The sequence below is a fragment of the Pseudomonas graminis genome (genome assembly GCF_004364335.1).
Classification (GTDB): Bacteria; Pseudomonadota; Gammaproteobacteria; order Pseudomonadales; family Pseudomonadaceae; genus Aquipseudomonas; species Aquipseudomonas graminis_D.
In genome coordinates this window covers 21905-39584 of the sequence record NZ_SOCR01000006.1, presented here as the reverse complement: position 1 = coordinate 39584, position 17680 = coordinate 21905, and the positions used below count along the sequence as shown (strand labels likewise).

At 57.2% G+C, this 17680-nt stretch carries 17 protein-coding genes and 1 tRNA gene; 9 read left to right on the top strand and 9 right to left on the bottom strand.

Annotation, left to right across the window (positions count from 1 at the left end; all coding sequences use genetic code 11):
- Window positions 1-196 precede the first annotated feature (196 nt).
- The 3 genes from EC919_RS12345 to EC919_RS12335 all read right to left on the bottom strand — a co-directional run bounded on the left by EC919_RS12345 (window position 197) and on the right by EC919_RS12335 (window position 2626).
- Window positions 197-736: an MOSC domain-containing protein gene (locus tag EC919_RS12345; RefSeq protein ID WP_133774299.1), complete on the bottom strand. Its 540-nt coding sequence runs from the start codon at window positions 734-736 to the stop codon at window positions 197-199.
- Window positions 733-1362: a DUF1780 domain-containing protein gene (locus tag EC919_RS12340; RefSeq protein WP_074888345.1), complete on the bottom strand. Its 630-nt coding sequence runs from the start codon at window positions 1360-1362 to the stop codon at window positions 733-735. Before EC919_RS12340 ends, EC919_RS12345 begins: the two co-directional genes overlap by 4 nt.
- A gap of 361 nt (window positions 1363-1723) precedes the next feature.
- Complete coding sequence (locus EC919_RS12335) at window positions 1724-2626, bottom strand: helix-turn-helix transcriptional regulator (RefSeq protein ID WP_133774297.1); 903 nt, start codon at window positions 2624-2626, stop codon at window positions 1724-1726.
- Between the two features lie 348 nt (window positions 2627-2974).
- Here EC919_RS12335 and EC919_RS12330 point away from each other — a divergent pair, with 348 nt between their 5' ends.
- The 4 genes from EC919_RS12330 (at window position 2975) to EC919_RS12315 (ending at window position 6974) form a co-directional block, all read left to right on the top strand.
- Window positions 2975-4291 carry an MFS transporter gene (locus EC919_RS12330; RefSeq protein WP_243842259.1) on the top strand — a complete coding sequence of 439 codons (1317 nt, stop codon included), beginning with the start codon at window positions 2975-2977 and terminating at the stop codon, window positions 4289-4291.
- A 193-nt stretch (window positions 4292-4484) separates the two neighbouring features.
- Window positions 4485-5174: a fumarylacetoacetate hydrolase family protein gene (locus tag EC919_RS12325; protein WP_133774293.1), complete on the top strand. Its 690-nt coding sequence runs from the start codon at window positions 4485-4487 to the stop codon at window positions 5172-5174.
- Between the two features lie 50 nt (window positions 5175-5224).
- Complete coding sequence (locus tag EC919_RS12320) at window positions 5225-5989, top strand: SDR family oxidoreductase (protein ID WP_133774291.1); 765 nt, start codon at window positions 5225-5227, stop codon at window positions 5987-5989.
- A gap of 31 nt (window positions 5990-6020) precedes the next feature.
- Window positions 6021-6974, top strand: a complete 954-nt coding sequence (locus EC919_RS12315; protein ID WP_133774289.1) for a 2-hydroxyacid dehydrogenase — start codon at window positions 6021-6023, stop codon at window positions 6972-6974.
- Between the two features lie 275 nt (window positions 6975-7249).
- Here the strand turns inward: EC919_RS12315 and EC919_RS12310 are convergent, their stop codons facing one another.
- Window positions 7250-8149: a LysR family transcriptional regulator gene (locus EC919_RS12310; RefSeq protein ID WP_133774287.1), complete on the bottom strand. Its 900-nt coding sequence runs from the start codon at window positions 8147-8149 to the stop codon at window positions 7250-7252.
- A 155-nt stretch (window positions 8150-8304) separates the two neighbouring features.
- On the opposite strand from EC919_RS12310, the gene EC919_RS12305 reads away from it, so the two are divergent.
- Complete coding sequence (locus tag EC919_RS12305; RefSeq protein WP_108118958.1) at window positions 8305-8949, top strand: hydrolase; 645 nt, start codon at window positions 8305-8307, stop codon at window positions 8947-8949.
- Window positions 8950-9231: 282 nt separating this feature from the next.
- Here EC919_RS12305 and yacG read toward each other — a convergent pair whose 3' ends face one another.
- The 5 genes from yacG to pilB are packed head-to-tail and all read right to left on the bottom strand — an operon-like array spanning window position 9232 to window position 13841.
- Complete coding sequence (gene yacG / locus EC919_RS12300; RefSeq protein ID WP_074888353.1) at window positions 9232-9435, bottom strand: DNA gyrase inhibitor YacG; 204 nt, start codon at window positions 9433-9435, stop codon at window positions 9232-9234.
- The gene (coaE, locus tag EC919_RS12295) at window positions 9435-10055 is read right to left on the bottom strand and encodes a dephospho-CoA kinase (RefSeq protein ID WP_133774284.1); all 621 of its coding nucleotides are present in this window, start codon (window positions 10053-10055) and stop codon (window positions 9435-9437) included. Before coaE ends, yacG begins: the two co-directional genes overlap by 1 nt.
- Window positions 10052-10924 carry a prepilin peptidase gene (locus EC919_RS12290; RefSeq protein WP_133774283.1) on the bottom strand — a complete coding sequence of 291 codons (873 nt, stop codon included), beginning with the start codon at window positions 10922-10924 and terminating at the stop codon, window positions 10052-10054. Before EC919_RS12290 ends, coaE begins: the two co-directional genes overlap by 4 nt.
- A gap of 2 nt (window positions 10925-10926) precedes the next feature.
- Window positions 10927-12144, bottom strand: a complete 1218-nt coding sequence (locus EC919_RS12285; RefSeq protein ID WP_133774280.1) for a type II secretion system F family protein — start codon at window positions 12142-12144, stop codon at window positions 10927-10929.
- 2 nt (window positions 12145-12146) lie between these two features.
- Entirely contained in the window at window positions 12147-13841 is a 1695-nt protein-coding gene (pilB, locus tag EC919_RS12280) for a type IV-A pilus assembly ATPase PilB (RefSeq protein ID WP_133774278.1), read from the bottom strand.
- Between the two features lie 225 nt (window positions 13842-14066).
- Between pilB and EC919_RS12275 the strand changes: the two genes are divergently transcribed.
- The 4 genes from EC919_RS12275 to EC919_RS12260 all read left to right on the top strand — a co-directional run bounded on the left by EC919_RS12275 (window position 14067) and on the right by EC919_RS12260 (window position 17485).
- Window positions 14067-14462: a pilin gene (locus tag EC919_RS12275; RefSeq protein WP_133774824.1), complete on the top strand. Its 396-nt coding sequence runs from the start codon at window positions 14067-14069 to the stop codon at window positions 14460-14462.
- 197 nt (window positions 14463-14659) lie between these two features.
- Window positions 14660-15991, top strand: a complete 1332-nt coding sequence (locus EC919_RS12270; RefSeq protein WP_432213814.1) for an O-antigen ligase family protein — start codon at window positions 14660-14662, stop codon at window positions 15989-15991.
- Window positions 15982-16057: transfer RNA gene (locus EC919_RS12265), tRNA-Thr, on the top strand. The genes EC919_RS12270 and EC919_RS12265 overlap by 10 nt, the downstream gene beginning before the upstream one ends.
- A gap of 192 nt (window positions 16058-16249) precedes the next feature.
- Window positions 16250-17485: a polysaccharide biosynthesis C-terminal domain-containing protein gene (locus EC919_RS12260; RefSeq protein WP_133774276.1), complete on the top strand. Its 1236-nt coding sequence runs from the start codon at window positions 16250-16252 to the stop codon at window positions 17483-17485.
- Window positions 17486-17680: the final 195 nt, after the last annotated feature.

Genomic DNA, 17680 nt, shown 5'->3' with positions numbered 1-17680 from the left:
AAGGCAGCTCATAGCGTCAGATCGTTCGGTAACCGGCTCAAAGGGCCCGGTCAGAGCACCACCACAAGGAGCAGCCAGAGCCAAAAAGGCCGGCGCTCGACTTGGGCGGGGTGCTTGACGGTACTCTTCGACACGCGCTGTGTCGGCAGGTTTCAGGCGGCTGATCATTTGAGGCTCATTAACATATTGACCCGGATCAGGAAACGGCGCTGTTGGCTGCGTTAAAGTCCTGGACGCTCGGTTCGATCGGCTCGATACACAAAACATCATCCAGACGCACGATGCCGCTTTGTAACACTCGCGCGGTGATTCCGCCATGGCCGCGAACGGCCTGAAAAATACCGTGGCCGAGACGTTGCTCAAGGCGCGCGCAGGGTTGGCACCAGCCGGTGGTTTCGAAGATCGCCTGGCCGATGCGAAAGCGTCGATTCTTCAGGCTGAACAGGTTGATGCCGCTGATCACGATGTTGCGCCGCAGATCCTGTGGCAACACCGGGTTGTCCTCGGCCCGCCCCATCAGTGAGCTGACCACGGCGAAATGCTCCCACTGGATCAGCGTCACCTGTCGGGCGTTGCGCGGCCCCGGGCGGGCGTGATCGCCAGTCAGGCCTGCTTCGCGGCGGGCTTCCACCGCGTCAAGTTCAACCATCTCGCCACGGGATTCCGGGCGCACGCCGATCCAGCGCACACGTCCGCGCTGGGGCACATCGGCGATCAATTCCTGCAACGGACTCATAGACTGATTCCCACATCAAACACCACGCTGCGGCCCAGATTGGTCCGCAGGAAATCCGGGGCATCCGGATGGGCGAACAATACCCGGGCGAAGGTCGGCCCGACCAGCGAGAGTGATCGCCATCCTTGACGCAAATACTCGGTGGGCGGCGGAAAGTGGCTGTTCAGGTCCAGCACCTCGCGCTTGAGGCTGGCGAAGGCAATGATGTCCAGCTCGCCCAAATCCAGCCCGCGTTCTTTGTAGTTGTGAGCCTTTTTGCGCAGCGTAGGTGCCAGGCGGCGGAGCAATTCGGCAGCAGGAATGCGTTTGGGTTTGGCTTCTCGCCGCACCAGCTGACTGAGGGAAAACGCGCTGCGCCGACGTTGCAGTTCTTCGCGCCACTCATCGTTGAGCCGACGGCCTTCATCCAGAACAAAGAACACCTCAAAACACGCATCGCGAAACAGTACGTCCGGCGGCTCTTGCCCGGCAGGCAGGAAGTCGTCGGTGCGATGGGGAATGTTCAGGCCCTGCAGCAACCGTTCGCACACCCAACGTTCGCGCTCCCACTTGCGCGCATTGGACAGAAACGCATTGGCTTGCTCGGCCTGGCTCGTCAAAAGACGCAGATAATCGGAGTCATCCATGGGGCCAAGCTTAATCCATCTTGGAGCCGGCTTGCTGGCGAACGCGATTTATCCCTCACTGCTGCGTCATCTGACCCCATGCCTTCGCCAGCAAGCCGGCTCCTACGTTTGATGCAGCGCAGAGCCCTCGCCACCGCAAGTCAGTTGTGCCGCTCGATGACAAATGCGGTCTGCGCTCTTCATTGGTGGTGCCTGACCCAATGCCTTCGCCAGCAAGCCGGCTCCTACCGTTTGATGTACAACACAGAGCCCGTGCCGTCGCACGTCGAGTGTAGGAGCGCGCTTGCCCGCGATTGCGGTGGGGCGGCACCGATTGTCTTCCAGGTAAATCCGGGCTGCTACAGGCGCAGAGTGCGGCGTGCTACAAATCCCGCTGTTTCCTGAACTGCCCCGGCGGCATGCCGTGGGCGTGGCGGAAGCGCCGCGAGAAGTAGGCCTCGTCGGCAAACCCACACAACCGCGCCACTTCCCCCACCGGTTTGCTGCCGTTGAGCAGCAGCGTGCGCGCCAAGTGCATGCGCCGCTCCAGCACCAGCTCGCTGAAGGTCTTGCCGACTTCCTTGCGCAGCCAGTGGGTCAGGTAGTTGGGCGACAGAAACGCGGCCGAGGCGGCTTTTTTCAGACTCAGGTCCGGGTCGTCGAGATTCTTGCGCACGTACTCCGACATCCGCGCCAGTGCGTCGCGGCGGCTGCGCTCTGCGGCGTTGTCATCGGCCAGCAGCTTGATCGGGTCGGCGTACAACTGGCAGACCGTACCGATCAGTTGCAGCAGACACCCCTTGAGAACTTCCCGCGTACCGAACTGCCGGTTCGCGTCCAGCTCGCGCATGCGCCCCAGCAAATGCTCGATCTCGGAGAAGTTTGCCGCGTTCAGCGTGAAATCCAGATGCTCCTGAAAACGGAACGGCGACAGCTCCGGGGCGAGGGCGATGGCCACGTCTTCAAGGTCCAGCGGGTCGCATTGCAGCTGCGGCAGCAAGAAGGTTTGGGCAAAGTTGATCAGCAGGAAATTGCCTTCCGGCGGATGCGGGATCAAATGCAGTTTGTGCGGCAGGATGAACGCCAGCGTGTTGCGCGGGAAGGGCCGCACCACGCCGCCAATGTGCTGCACGGTATCGCCGCCGAGGTTGATCTGGATCTGAAAATACTCGTGCCGATGGGGTGCGGTTTCCGCCTTGCCCTCGGTCTTGCCGCGAATGTAAAAATCCGTCCGCTCACTGCGCTGTTGCATTCCGTAGGTGGGTACGCGATTGACGGAATCCATCGAGTGCTCCTCGTCTTGTATTTCTTATTGTCGGTCGTCGTATGACTAAATCCAAAACTTTCATCCGGGAGATGGCGAGTCGAATTGTCCAAGAATGCTATTACCGCTCGCCTTCTAAAGACCGCTCTAGCGCAGGCATTTGCGCATGCATTCGCTTGATGATTGCTGTTTTAGCACGCGCACCGTTTTTTGGACAATTCATTACGGGCGCCTTTTGAAATCCGAAAACGTTCTAAGCGTCGTCTTGTTTAAAACCGGTCGTACGATAACTTGGGGGTGCACGTCATCACTCGATACCAATAAAAACAATGAGGAATTCTCATGTCGAGCAACCCTGATATTCAGGCGATGGATGCTGTCGTGGCCGCTCCAGTCACTGCCGCTCCCGCCCGACCTATGACCCACCGTCGCTGGTTCATGCTGTCGCTGTTGTTGATCGCCACCATCATCAACTACGTCGACCGCGTCAACATCTCCATCGCGGCGCCCTTCATGGCCAAAGACCTCGGTCTGGATAAAGTCGAGATGGGCCTGATCTTCTCCGCTTTCGCCTGGACCTACGCCTTCGCCCTGGTGCCCGCCGGCTTCATCGCCGATCGATTCGGTTCACGGTTCACCTATGGCGCCTCACTGATCTCATGGTCGGCGGTCACCGTGTGCCAGGGCATGGTCGGCGGCTTCGCTTCGTTGTTCGGGTTGCGTCTGGCAATCGGCGCGATGGAAGCGCCGGCGTTTCCGGCCAACAGCCGCGCGGTTACGGTCTGGTTCCCGGCGCGGGAGCGGGGCACGGCCAGCAGCATCTACGTGTGCGGGCAGTATCTGGGCACGGCACTGTTCACCGGTTTGTTGCTGTGGCTCGCCACGACCTATGACTGGCGCCACGTGTTTTATAGCACCGGCATTGTCGGCATCGTCTTCGGAATTGCCTGGCTCCACCTGTACCGCGACCCGATGAACTGCAAGAAGGTCAGCAAGGAAGAGCTGGCCTACATCGAAGACGGCGGCGGCCTGGTCAAAAGCAGTCAGGAACGAAACAAATTCAAGTGGGCGCAAATTGCCGAGCTGCTGAAATACCGTCAGGTGTGGGCCATCTGCCTGGGCAAGTTTGCGAGCACGTCGGCGCTGTACTTTTTCCTGACGTGGTTCCCGACCTACCTGATTGAAGAACGGCATCTGACCATGGTCAAGGTCGGCATCTTCGCGGTACTGCCGTTCATTGGCGCCACGGTCGGCGTGCTGCTGGCGGGGTTTATCGCCGACTGGATGATCCGTCGCGGCTACTCGCTGTCTTTCTCCCGCAAGCTGCCGCTGGTGGTGGGTTCGGCGCTCGGCATGTCGATCATGCTTGTCAACTTCACCGACTCCAATGAAGTCTGCATCGCACTTCTCACAATCGCCTTTTTCGCACAAGGCATCGCGTCATCCTCCTGGGCGGCCGTGTCGGAAATCGCACCCAAGGAACTGATCGGCCTGACCGGGGGCATCACCAGTCTGGCGGCCAATATCGGCGGCATTGTCACCCCGATTGTCATCGGGCAGATCCTCCACGTCACCGGCAACTTCGCATGGGCGTTCTGGTTCATCGGCGGGGTCGCGTGCATCGGCACACTGTCTTACTCACTGCTGCTCGGCCGCATTTATCGAATAGAGCTCAAGGCCAGCTAACCGCTCAAGAATGTGTGTGTGAACTTATGCCGTACTGGGCAGAGGCGTATGCAAATACGCCTTTTTTAATCCCGGCGATATTGAGTTTTTTAGTCCAGCGCAAACACGGTTTTATCCAACTTTCCCACGGTTTGATCCCGTAGGCTGAAATGCATCTGACTGAATTGAGCGTCTTTCGGCGATAAGGAATTCCATGAGCAACTTTGTATTCGAACCGCCCCGCGTCAGCAGTTTGCCGGTGCATGGCACTGATGCGCGATTCCCCATTGGCCGGGTGTTTTGCCTGGGCCGGAACTACCAGTGGGGCGATGTCGCAAGTGACGAGCGCGAGGTCCCGGCGTTCTTCATGAAGCCGGCGACGTCGGTGGTGGATGCAGTGGGCGAGGTCGCGTTTCCGACCCAGACTGAACAGTTCTGCCACGAGATCGAGCTGGTCGTCGCCATTGGTAAGGACGGCTATGAGATCGACGCCGAGCAGGCGCTGGACCACGTCTGGGGCTACGCCGCCGGGCTCGACCTGACCCGTCGTGATCTGCAAATGGCCGCCAAGGCGGTGGGCAATCCGTGGGAGCCGGCCAAGGCGTTCGACGGCTCCGCGCCGATCACGCCCATTCGCCCGGCAGGCCGCGATGGGCACCCGCGACAAAGCGCCATCTGGCTGAGTGTCAATGGCGTCGAGCGTCAGCGTTCCGATCTCGACGAGCAGATCTGGTCGGTGAGCGAAGTCATCAGCCAGCTTTCCCATTCCGTTACGTTGCGCGCCGGTGACCTGATCATGACCGGCACGCCGCCCGGTGTTGCTGCGCTCGAAGCGGGTGACGTGATCAATGGCGGCATCGACGGTATCGGCGAATTTGAAGTGAGAGTGGGTGAGCGCCGCTGAGCGATTCATCCAGAACCGCAGCATTTTGATGAGCAACAAGGAGAACAATAATGACTGATCAATCCGTTTCGAAAATTGCCCTGGTCACCGGTGCTGGCAGTGGCATCGGCCGCTCCGTCGCGTTCGGCCTGCTTGAAGATGGCTACAAAGTGGTGGTCACCGGGCGTCGTCTGGAGCCCCTCGAAGAGGTGGTCGCGCAAGCGCGCGAGCAGGGCAGGGAAGCGTTGGCGGTGTCGTGCGACGTGCGCGATCCGGCCAGCGTCGACCAGCTGTTCGCGACCATCGAGGAGGCGTATGGCCGCCTCGATCTGGTGTTCAACAACGCCGGTGTCAACGCCCCCGCTGTGCCGATGGACGAGTTGCCCATTGAGAAGTGGCTGAGCGTGATCGACACCAACGTGACGGGCGTTTTCCTGTGCAGCCGGGGCGCGTTTGGCCTGATGCGCAAGCAGTCGCCGCAGGGTGGCCGGATCATTAACAACGGTTCGATCTCCGCCCATGTGCCACGGCCGTTCACCGGGCCCTACACCGCCAGCAAGCACGCCGTGCTGGGGCTGACCAAAAGCCTGGCGCTGGACGGTCGGGAATTCAACATCGCCTGCAGCCAGATCGACATCGGCAACGCGCTGACCGAGCTGTCGGTGCGCATGACCAAGGGCGTGCGTCAGGCCAATGGTTCGACCGCCGTCGAGCCGATGATCGACGTCAAGCACATTGCCGACGCGGTGCGTTACATCGCCGCGCTGCCGCTGTCCGCCAACGTACTGAACATGACCGTCATGGCCACCAACATGCCTTTCGTGGGCCGTGGTTGATCCGTCCGAAATCGAGATGAGCGAGATACCGATGAAACCTGAAATCCTCCAGTTGAGCCCGATCCTGATCCCTGAAATCAACGCGCGTCTGAACGAGCTTTACACCGTTCGCCCGTACTTCCAGCAGGCTGACAAGGCTGCCTATTTACGCGAGCACGGCGCCAACATCCGCGGCGTAGTCACCGGCGGCCATACCGGCATCACCCGCGAAGTAATGGAACAGTTACCGAAGGTGGAAGTCATCGCGGTCAACGGCGTCGGCACCGATGCGATTGATCTGGCCTACGCGCGGGACCGTGGCATTCGTGTCTCGGCCACCATCGGCGCGCTGACCGAAGACGTCGCCGACCTCGCCATCGGCCTGCTGATTTCGGCCTGTCGCGGGCTGTGCACGGGCGACCGCTATGTGCGCTCCGGCGCCTGGGCCAAGACCGCAACGCCGCTGGTGCCGCTGCCACTGGCGCGTCAATTCAGCGGCATGCGCATCGGCATCGTCGGCATGGGCCGGGTAGGGCGGGCCGTTGCCACACGCGCCGCGGCGTTCGGTTGCCCGATCAGCTACACCGACCTCAACGCCATGGGCGACGTGCCTTACACCTTCGTCAGCGATCTGGTCGAATTGGCGGTGCAGAGTGACGCGCTGATCATCGCTGCAGCCGCCGACAAAGCCAAAGGCATCATCAACGCCAGGGTGCTGGAAGCGCTGGGCGCGCAGGGGTTTTTGATCAACGTGGCGCGCGGCAGTCTGGTCAATGAGCCGGACCTTGTTGCAGCGCTGGAAGCGGGATCAATTGCAGGCGCGGGGCTGGATGTGTTTGCTGACGAACCCCATGTGCCGGATGCCTTGTTCGCTCTGGAAACGGTAGTCCTGCAACCCCACCGCGCCAGCGCCACTGTGCAAACCCGAACGCGAATGGGTGAGATGGTGTTGGCGAGTCTGGCGGATGGTCTGGCGGGGAAATTCCCGGTGGGGAGTGTGGTGTGAAGGACCTGACACCGCCGTAATTGTAGGAACGCGCTTGCTCGCGATGACGTGCGTACCAACGATAGAGATCTGGCGAATGTACGACCGTTTCGCGGGCAAGCGCGCTCCTACACAGTGCCCGTGTCGTTTGCAGAAGTTATGGCGGGTCATGGTGTGTGGGAGCCGGCTTGCTGGCGAATGCGGTGGGTCAGTCCTCTTCGATGGATCTGACAGATTGCCTTCGCCAGCAAGCCGGCTCCTACGGATGGACTGAGCATTCAGGCCATGTTTTTCTCTTAAAACGCCCCGGATTCAACCGACAACTCAGCCACCAGAAAATCGATAAATGCCCGCGTCTTCATCGGCACTCGTCGAGCTGAGGGATACACCGCATTGACCGTAATCGCCGGCGCTTCCCACTCGCACAGCACCGGCACCAGGCGTCCATCCGCCACCGCGCGCTCGATGATGAAATTGGGCAGCAATGCGATGCCCATTCCCGCCACCGCAGCCTGCGCCAGGATGTCACCGTTATTGGCGTGCAACGGCCCGCTCACCGTCACTCGCTGGGTTTCCTTGCCATTGCACAGCTGCAAACTCACGCCGCTCTGCAGATAGCCGTAGCTCAGGCACTTATGGTGTGCCAGATCCTTCGGCGTTTGCGGCGTGCCTTCGCGCGCCAGGTAATCAGGCGAGGCCACCATGATCCTCGGCGCCGGGGCCAGTGAGCGCGCGATCATCGACGAATCCGGCAGGCTGGCAATCCGAATCGTGACGTCGAAGCCACCCTTGACCGGATCCACCTGCTGATCGCTCAGCACGACCTGCAGCTCGACGTTCGGGTGCAGCTCATTGAAACGCGGAATCAGCGGCCCCAGACGACTCAGCCCAAACGACATCGGCGCGTTGACCCGCAACACGCCGCGTATCTCACCCATGCCGGTCCGCGCCCGTTGTTCGGCTTCGTCCAGCGAGGCGATGACATCCCGACACGCGTCGTAGTACTCGGCACCCGCTTCGGTCAGATGCAGGCTGCGGGTGGTGCGCTGCAGCAGTTGCACGCCAATGGCTTCTTCCAGGGCCTGAATTTGCTTGCTGATTTTCGAGCGCGGCACATCCAGTGCGCGGGCCGCTGCGGCGAAGCCATTGGCGCCGACGGTGGCGACAAACGCGCGCATGCATTCGATACGATCCATGACCGTCCCTGAATTGGAAACAATGAGTCCCGATTCTATGGGATTGTTCCTTGAGCAGCCAGTCCGTAAATTCACTCCCAAGCTAGCCAACACGCTTAACGAGCGCAGCGGCTAACCCATATCGAACTCACTGCTGTCCATTAAGGAATCTACCCATGTCCATTCGCGAACTGCTGAACCCAACCAACGCTGCGCTGATCCTGATCGACCACCAGCCGCAAATGGCCTTCGGCGTTCAGTCGATCGACCGCCAGACGCTGAAGAACAACACCGTCGGCCTGGCGAAAGCTGCGAAGATCTTCAACGTGCCGACGATCTACACCTCGGTCGAAACCAAAAGCTTCAGCGGTTTCATCTGGCCTGAACTGCTGGCGGTGTTCCCGGATCAGCAGCCGATCGAGCGCACCTCGATGAACTCGTGGGAAGACAAGAAACTGGTGGAGGCGGTCAAGGCGACCGGCCGCAAGAAGCTGATCATTGCCGCGCTGTGGACCGAGGTTTGCCTGAACTTTCCGACGCTGGACGCGCTGGCTGAAGGCTACGAGGTGTACATCGTCACTGACGCGTCCGGCGGCACGACCAAAGAAGCCCACGACATGTCGGTGCAGCGGATGATTCAGGCAGGCGCCGTGCCGGTGACCTGGCAGCAGGTGTTGCTCGAGTTCCAGCGCGACTGGGCACACAAGGACACCTACGAAGCGGTGATGGAGCTGGTCCTGGAACACAGCGGTGCTTACGGCATGGGCGTCGACTACGCCTACACCATGGTTCACGGCGCGCCGCAGCGTAAGTTGGGCTAAAAGCCTCGGCCACAAAAAAAGCTTCGCGATTTAGGTCGTGAAGCTTTTTTCGTTTCCGGGTTTTATAGCGGCAGAGCAGACTGATGTTGATCACATGCTTATCGAACACCGCAAACCCTTGTAGGAGCGCGCTTGCCCGCGAATGCGTCAGCACAGTCAACCTCGTACTACCTGACCCACCGCCATCGCGGGCAAGCGCGCTCCTACAGTTAGATATTCATCCGGAACGAGGGGAATGTGGCGGCACTTGGGTTGTTCGGCCAGTGTGGCTGCCAAATTCGATCAATGCTGACGCGGGTCGAGATCACCCGAAAACAGTTCGTCTTCAGCATCCGGCGCCACCGGAATCGCATGCTCTTCCGACGCCCAGGCGCCCAGGTCGATCAGCTTGCAACGGTCTGAACAGAACGGCCGGAATTTACTCTCCGGCGTCCATTCCACGGGCGCTCCGCAGGTTGGGCAATCGACGGTCATTGGTTGGCTCATCATTGGCCTCCACGCAAAGTTAAATAAAAGTGATGCAGACGCTCGACCTCGCTTTTCAGCCAGGCCGGGTCACGGTCATTGACGATCACATCATCGGCCCGGCTCAAGCGCTCCTCGCGACTGGCCTGCGCCTTGAGAATCGCCCGGACCTGTTCTTCGTTGGTCTTGTCGCGCAACACCGTGCGCTCGATCTGCACCGATTCCGGCACATCAATGACCAACACCCGCTGCACCATCTGGTGCTGAGAAGTCTCCAGCAACAGCGGCGACACCAGAATCGCGTAAGCCGATTCAGCGCGCGCCAGGTACTGACGGATCTCCTCGCGGATCAGCGGATGAAGCAGGCTTTCGAGCCAGACCCGCTGTTGCGGATCCTTGAAAATCAGCTCGCGCAACGCCGAGCGATTCAGCGTGCCATCGGCCTGTAACACGCTTGGGCCGAAGTGCTCGGCGATCTGCGCCAGGGCAGGGCGCCCGGGTTCGACAACCCAGCGAGCAGCGTGATCGGCGTCCACCAAATGCACGCCGAGATCGACGAAGCACTGAGCCGCCGCACTCTTGCCGCTGCCGATGCCACCGGTGAGGCCCAGAATCCAGGGTTTTGACGCAGGAGAAGTCATCTGAAACCGGCGATCTGCAAATACGAAGTGGTTATTTGATCACCCCAGAGCAAAGCGATCCACCCCGCGAGCGCCAGATAAGGACCGAAGGGGATCGGCGTGCTGGTTTCGACATTACGCAAACGCAACAAAATCAGGCCCAGTACCGCCCCGACAATCGACGACAGCAGAATCGTTAGCGGCAGAATCTGCCACCCGCCCCACGCGCCGAGCATGGCCAGCAACTTGAAATCGCCATAGCCCATACCTTCCTTGCCGGTGACCAGCTTGAACAGCCAGAACACACACCACAACACCAGATACCCAGCGACCGCGCCCCACAGCGCATCGGTCAGCGACGTGAACAGCCCGAACGCATTCACGATCAGCCCGAGCCACAGCAGCGGCAGTACGATTGCGTCCGGCAGAAGCTGGTGGTCGGCGTCGATCAGGCTCATCGACAACAACCCCCACGTCAGCACCAGCATCGCCGCTGCCTGCCAGCCGAAACCGAAATGCCAGGCGATGAAGGCTGAGACTAAGCCACACGCTAATTCAACCAGCGGGTAGCGCTTGCTGATCGGGGCTTTGCACTGGGAACACTTGCCGCCGAGGAACAGGTAGCTCACGACCGGAATGTTCTCCCACGCGCGGATTAGGTGTGAGCAATGCGGGCAGCGGGAGTGGGGGAGGATGAGGTTGAAGGTTTCTGCTTGCGGCTCGGCGGGGAGGTCGAGCATTTCCCGGGACTGGGTTTTCCAGTCGCGGATCATCATTAGCGGTAATCGGTAGATCACGACGTTTAGGAAACTGCCGACGAGTAGGCCGAGGATGAGCGTGCATAGAACGAAGGCCAGCGGGGAGCTGGCCAGGAGGTCGAAGAGGGGCATGGTTAGACGACGTTTCCGAGCTGGAAGATTGGGAGATACATGGCAATGACGAGCCCGCCGACAATGACACCAAGGAACGCCATGATCATCGGTTCCATAAGGCTGGTCAGGCTGTCGACCATGTTATCGACCTCATCCTCGTAGTAGGTCGCGACTTTATCGAGCATCGAGTCCAGCGCACCGGATTCCTCGCCGATGGCGGTCATTTGGACTGCTAGCATGGGGAAGACGCCGGTGCTGCGCATGGAGAAGTTGAGCTGCATGCCGGTAGAGACGTCTTGTTTGACTTTGTTGACGGCGTTTCGGAAGACGACGTTGCCGGTCGCACCTGCCACAGAATCTAACGCTTCTACCAGCGGGACGCCGGCGGCGAAGGTTGTGGAGAGTGTGCGGGCGTAGCGAGCCACAGCGGATTTGTACAAAAGGGGGCCGATAATAGGGATTTTCAGCAGCAGCCTATCGATCCAGTTTCGAAATTTTTCTGATTTCTTATGGGCGTTTTTGAATGCCAGCACTACTGCGACAAGGGCGATAATGAACATGTACCAATAACTCTGCAGTGCCTCGGAAAGGCCAATCACCATCAACGTAAATGCCGGAAGTTTCGCCCCGAAGCCTGCGAAAACGGATTGGAACTGAGGAACCACTTTAATTAACAAGATTGCACTTACAATAAGCGCAACTATCACCACCGCGATCGGATACGTCATCGCTTTTTTGATCTTTGCTTTGAGATATTCAGTTTTTTCTTTATAGGTAGCAACGCGATCTAAAAGTGACTCAAGAGCGCCAGCCTGCTCGCCTGCATCCACTAGATTGCAAAACAGATCGTCGAAGTACTGTGGCTTTTGTCGTAAGGCGGTCGCAAAACTATGACCAGCAGCTACCTCCTGCTTGATGTCATCTACGAGCTTGCGCATATTCGGATTGTCCGAACTCTCGCTGATAATGTCGAAGGACTGTAATAACGGCACGCCTGCTTTCATCATTGTCGCCATTTGACGACTAAAAAAAGCGATATGCAATGGTTTAATTTTTTTTCCTGAACCGAAGATGGATACCGCTTTTTTCCTTACCTTGGTAGGGTTGATGCCCTGCTTGCGCAGCTGAGCCTTCACAAGCGCAGGGTTGTGGCCGTTGACCTCCCCCTTTTGTTTAATGCCTTTTTTATCTACTCCCTCCCAGGTGTAAACGCTGACTTTTACTGATTTGGTCGCCATGTTTAATCCTTGGTCACCCGGTTGATTTCCTCAAGGCTGGTCACGCCTTGCATAGCCTTTATGAGGCCAGACGTACGCAAGTCATTGAATCCATCCTTGCGCATCTGCTCGGAAATCGCGATGGAATTTCCTTCTTCCATAATGATGCGCTCCAAAGCAGGAGTGCTTTTCACAACCTCGTAAATGCCAACGCGGCCTTTATAGCCGGCATTACAGTGTTCGCAGCCTACTGGGGAGTAAAGCTTAAACGAGCCAATTTTCGACTCCGGGAAACCTTCGGCAATTAAAGTCTCGCGTGGGATGTCTACCTCGCCCTTGCAAAGAGCGCAAAGCTTTCGAGCGAGGCGTTGAGCAATAATCAGGTTTATCGCGGTGGCGATGTTGAAGGCTGCAACCCCCATATGGTGTAGACGAGTAAGTGTCTCGGCGGCGCTGTTGGTATGCAACGTCGATAGCACCATGTGACCTGTTTGTGACGCCTTGATAGCAATTTCGGCTGTCTCGAGATCTCGGATCTCGCCGACCATAATTACGTCTGGGTCCTGACGTAGAAACGCGCGAAGCGCTTGGGAAAAGTCCATCCCGTGCCGCGGGTTAACGTTGACCTGATTGATGCCTTCGAGGTTAATTTCCACCGGATCCTCTGCTGTGGAAATATTGATATCGACGGTGTTTAGGATATTCAGACCTGTGTATAGAGAGACCGTTTTCCCGGAGCCAGTAGGGCCCGTTACCAAAATCATCCCCTGTGGCTTACTTAAGGCCTCCAGATAAAGGGCCTTTTGTTCAGGCTCATACCCCAAAGCATCAATGCCCATTTGGGCGCTCGTGGGGTCGAGAATCCGCATTACGATTTTCTCCCCCCATAATGTGGGCAGCGTATTGACCCGAAAGTCGATGGCGCGGTTTTTTGAGATGCGTAGCTTGATTCGACCGTCTTGAGGTCTGCGGCGCTCAGAGATATCCAAGCTTGCCATGACTTTCAAGCGCGCCGCGATACGACCGGCCAGGTGCGTAGGAGGCTTGGCTACCTCGTGAAGAATTCCGTCCGTGCGTAACCGCACTCTAAAAACCTTCTCATATGGCTCGAAGTGCAAATCCGAAGAACCTAGTCGGATTGCATCCATGAGCATCTTGTTGACAAAGCGTACGACTGGCGCGTCGTCTGCATCCTGACCGGCGATGGACGATTCTTTGCTCTCATCAACCGATTCAATTTCGAGGCCAAGATCTACGTCAGCCAAATCCCCCATACCCGAGTGGCTGTCAAAAAACTTCTCAATAGCTACGGTGAGCTTGTCGTCCTCTACGAGGATCGCTTCCGTGGTCAAGCCGGTGCTGAACTGAATATCGGTTATGGCCTGATGGTTTGTTGGGTCGGAAATACCAACAAATAACTTGTTGCCGCGACGCCACAACGGCAGCGCCCAATGCTGGCGAACAAGTTTTTCGCTGACGAGGCCCTTTGGTTGGCCCTCTTTATCCAGGTTACTGAGATCCATAAAGGGGATGCCGAACTGATCGGATGCTACCTCGGCGAGCGTCAGGCTTTTCACCAGCTTGCTCTGCACTAGATAGCTAACCAGCGATACTTTGTTCTGGCGAGCCTGCAGGTAGGCCTGCTGCGCAGATTTCTCATCCAGGAGCTCAGCAACAACGAGTTGTTTTGCCAACCCCGTAAGCACGACATCAGTCATCAAAACCACCACACACAGACAGTCAGTGGTTTATATCGTAGTCGGGCTTGGCTGCCAAATGCGCGAGCGGCCTATGACCATTTTTGTCACTTTATGCTGATGCGTGGCGGCACTTTCATGGCCTACGAGAGTGAATGTCTCCCCAGACATTCGATGAATAGTTGGCACGACATGTGCGTAAACACCTTCGACGCGACACCAAATTGACGATCGGAGATGTACGTTATGCAATCACAAAAAGGTTTTACTCTCATTGAATTGATGATCGTGGTAGCGATCATCGGCATTTTGGCTGCTGTAGCCATTCCCGCGTACCAAAACTACACGCTCCGGGCTCAAGCCTCTGCTCTGCTTGCCGGTCTTGATGCTGCGAAGCTAGGTGTCGCAGAAAACTTTTCAAACGGCTTAGCTCAAACTGCTCTATGTACCAACATGACACTTGGCACTGGACAATCCTGTTCAAACGGAACGCTCACAGCCAGTCGTACCAACCCTACAGTTTCGGTAACTTTGGCCCCTACGCTTCCAGTAGCGACAGCTACAAGCACGGGTCAAAGCATCACTTGGGCATGTACTGTCTCGCCGGCTCCTGCTGCTCCAAGTGCATGTACAGGATCGTAAATTTTTAATAAAAAGGCGCGAAAGCGCCTTTTTATTTTCAAGTATTTTGCTGGATCGGGTGAGCAGTGCTAGTGACGCCGTCTAAATACCATCACACGCTCATCTCCATACTGGTTTTTTTGCCTATCACCTGTGCTCTCTTTTATGGGCACGATCTCCAGCGGTATGACCAGATCCTTATAGGCGCCCTAGCGGTCATACCCTGGTGTGTCTGTGGCGTCGAGCACCGATCGATATTGCTGCCCAGTCGGAACGTGAAAATAGCTAGCTGTCTGATACTTTTGCTTGGCATTGTCTCAAGCGTGCGATCAGAACTCAGTGGTTGGGCGTTCTGCGAATTATCTTTGCTAATCATTTGTTGGAATTTTGCATTTTACACGGCTCGATCAAGACGTATTCGCGGAAAAAGATCAGATGATTTTTTTATCGGTTTCGTGTTGGCTCTTTGCATGGTGAAGGTTTTGCAATTTGTGGTATCAGGCATCGCCGCTTTTGCCAGTCATGCTTCGATAATCGATACCGATCTGCTATTAGAAGGATTCTCGAATAAACGGTTCTATGGCCAGTTTCAAACCTTTACGCTTCCCCTCCTTGCGTTACCGTTGCTCCGTAGTTACAGCAATTGGATCAGACTGGGGGCACTCAGTCTTCTTAGTCTCTGGTGGATGATTGCAATCAGCGGCGGTACTCGTGGAACTTGGTTGGGGCTAGTCGTTGCCACGCTCGTTTTGTTGATATGCGGGGCGTCTGGTCGCCGCTGGGGGGGCTGGCAGATCGGCGCAGCGGTATTGGGAGGGCTTTTGTTTTTAAGCTTCTTCAGTGCACTCCCTTCCTTTCTCGGTATGGAAACGCTTAATTTCGCAGGCGACAGGCTAAGCACATCGCTCTCCGCCCGTGAAATTATTTGGCACCAAGCGTGGGAAATGATTAAGGAGCGGCCGCTCCTAGGGTTCGGCCCTATGCACTTCGCTGACATCCCTAATCCCGTAGCGGCACATCCCCATCAAGCTATCTTGCAGTGGGCCTGCGAATGGGGGATCCCTTCTACACTTTTGGTAATGTGGCTCGTCTCTAAAGGATTATGGGCTACGTTCCGTTTGATTCGCGCGAACCACAGGTCGACTGAGCCTGTGGACTTATTGCGAGTCTGTCTATTCGCGAGCTTGATTGGCGCGTTGACTCAGTCAATGGTCGATGGCGTTATCGTAATGCCCTACTCTCAGTTGTGGCTCGCTATTGTCGTGGGCTGGCTGATTGGTATCCATGAATTTTCGCCTGAGCCCCCAGCGGTACAGCCAATTGCGCAAAAAGGATGGGTTGCAATATTGACATTGGCCGTCTTATATCTGGGCTATGTAGCCTTTCGTGATGCCCCAAATCTTGATCAGCGGGAGCAGGTTTATATCCAGGAACATGGGGGACGATTCCAGCCTCGATTTTGGATGCAAGGAGTCATCGCGCAGCCTGGTGGCCGCTTGTTGGAGCAAACGAATACTGATAATTTCGCACCATTACCAACGCCGAAATAGCTCAGTCGGTAGAGCAGCGCACTCGTAACGCGAAGGTCGTAGGTTCGATTCCTATTTTCGGCACCATTTCTCATCAGCGTTCACATAGAACCCCAAAGCTCAACGAGCATAAGCGTCAACCCGAGCATCACTCCGGTCTCGCGACCTTCCTCCGTAGTTATAAAAAGGTCGGTTCGTGTTACCTCCATCGAATAGCTCCATCTCTCCAATCTGCCCGACTCGCCAGCATCACGGTTCCTGCCAGAAGGTGTATTTGCAATGGAGCTAGCGCCGAGAGCATCACTCATCAAGCAGTTGGCTCCCTTGGCAATGCAGTGGGGCGTGACGGCTTACTCCGCTGCAGTCTCGTTGGGCCTTTCGGTCCTGTTCGCACGCAGTATGGGTTCAAGCTCGTTTGGGCATTACACCTACATCTATGTGCTGGTGAGCGTTCTTGTGCTTATGCAGGATGCAGGTTTCAACACGCTCTTGATGCGGGAGCGTGCGTCGCCATCCGCTGCTCTAAGCACACGTTACTCAGAACTACCAAGCACTGCGCTGATGCACCTGCTGCTAACAACTTCAGTTTTCCTGTTGCTGGCTGGCGCATTGCACCCTTGGGTAGACGGGCCTGCTCTCATGGCCGGCATCTTCTGCTTCGCCATGATCACTCTCACTCAATGGCAGTCCTCTTGGTTTAAGGGCGCCGGAAATTTTGAACGAGATGCCCAGTTTCTTTTCTATGGCAGAACCGTAAGCGCCTTGCTTGTACTTGGATCGGTGCTCATCGCTGGCGCTGCCCCGGTGTCGATTTTTCTTGCTTGGGGGCTTGGCCTCGGGCTGACACTCGCGTGTCACTTCAAGCACTTCCCAGCGCTGCGCCGAATTGAGTGGAAGGTGCCGGTTTGGGCCTACCGCAGTTCGTTGAGTTTCTTCGCGGTCGGCCTTGCTTCCACTCTCTATCACCACATTGACATCATTATTCTCCGGCACCTGTTGGGAGAAGTGCCCGCTATTGGTCAATATGCGGTAGCGACGAGGATTCAAGACGGCCTTATGGCGTTAGCTACGCCGGTGGCTTTGATGCTTTTTCGGAGGATGAGAATTCTGGCAGTGGACGGCGTTGAGGGAAGCCGATTCAGTCGCAATTCGGTCGTCGGAGCGGCGGTTGTCGGCTTGCTTTTGGCAGTGGGCGGGTGGATCTTTGGCCCTTGGGTGGTGGGCGTTTTGTTCGGGAGCGCTTACTCAGAAGGGGCTCACACCATAATTCGGCTACTGTTCACCGGCCTGATTTTTGCGCTTCCGAACTACGTGATGGAGCAGCATGCCATCGCTACGCAGCAGGAGCGATGGTTTGCAAAAAGCTTAATCGCTGCGGTCACTGTGAACGTCGCTCTGAACTTCGCCTTGATTCCGGTGATAGGCGTCGCCGGCGCTGCCCTTGCAACTCTCTTAACAGAGATCTGCCTTTGCGCTGCTCTTTGCTGTCGGCTCCGCCGCACGTTGTTTAACTAGTTATTCCCAATTGGTGAAGTGCTCCGTCGCTGTGTGCGACGCGCGGACTACGTCCCGATCTTGAATGGGGTGGGACAGAGAGAGAGTGAATCGCATACAGATTCATATGGACGTATCCCACCGTAGTTCAACGTAAGCAACTGAGGCGTAACCGGTGTATAGTGCGCCCTGTTTGCTGAATCAAGGACGAGCCAG

Bases quoted from the DNA above. Each gene is read 5' to 3' on its own strand.
- EC919_RS12345 (WP_133774299.1), bottom strand. From the start codon at position 736: ATGAGTCCGTTGCAGGAATTGATCGCCGATGTGCCCCAGCGCGGACGT.
- EC919_RS12340 (WP_074888345.1), bottom strand. From the start codon at position 1,362: ATGGATGACTCCGATTATCTGCGTCTTTTGACGAGCCAGGCCGAGCAA.
- EC919_RS12335 (WP_133774297.1), bottom strand. From the start codon at position 2,626: ATGGATTCCGTCAATCGCGTACCCACCTACGGAATGCAACAGCGCAGT.
- EC919_RS12330 (WP_243842259.1), top strand. From the start codon at position 2,975: ATGGATGCTGTCGTGGCCGCTCCAGTCACTGCCGCTCCCGCCCGACCT.
- EC919_RS12325 (WP_133774293.1), top strand. From the start codon at position 4,485: ATGAGCAACTTTGTATTCGAACCGCCCCGCGTCAGCAGTTTGCCGGTG.
- EC919_RS12320 (WP_133774291.1), top strand. From the start codon at position 5,225: ATGACTGATCAATCCGTTTCGAAAATTGCCCTGGTCACCGGTGCTGGC.
- EC919_RS12315 (WP_133774289.1), top strand. From the start codon at position 6,021: ATGAAACCTGAAATCCTCCAGTTGAGCCCGATCCTGATCCCTGAAATC.
- EC919_RS12310 (WP_133774287.1), bottom strand. From the start codon at position 8,149: ATGGATCGTATCGAATGCATGCGCGCGTTTGTCGCCACCGTCGGCGCC.
- EC919_RS12305 (WP_108118958.1), top strand. From the start codon at position 8,305: ATGTCCATTCGCGAACTGCTGAACCCAACCAACGCTGCGCTGATCCTG.
- yacG (WP_074888353.1), bottom strand. From the start codon at position 9,435: ATGAGCCAACCAATGACCGTCGATTGCCCAACCTGCGGAGCGCCCGTG.
- coaE (WP_133774284.1), bottom strand. From the start codon at position 10,055: ATGACTTCTCCTGCGTCAAAACCCTGGATTCTGGGCCTCACCGGTGGC.
- EC919_RS12290 (WP_133774283.1), bottom strand. From the start codon at position 10,924: ATGCCCCTCTTCGACCTCCTGGCCAGCTCCCCGCTGGCCTTCGTTCTA.
- EC919_RS12285 (WP_133774280.1), bottom strand. From the start codon at position 12,144: ATGGCGACCAAATCAGTAAAAGTCAGCGTTTACACCTGGGAGGGAGTA.
- pilB (WP_133774278.1), bottom strand. From the start codon at position 13,841: ATGACTGATGTCGTGCTTACGGGGTTGGCAAAACAACTCGTTGTTGCT.
- EC919_RS12275 (WP_133774824.1), top strand. From the start codon at position 14,067: ATGCAATCACAAAAAGGTTTTACTCTCATTGAATTGATGATCGTGGTA.
- EC919_RS12260 (WP_133774276.1), top strand. From the start codon at position 16,250: ATGGAGCTAGCGCCGAGAGCATCACTCATCAAGCAGTTGGCTCCCTTG.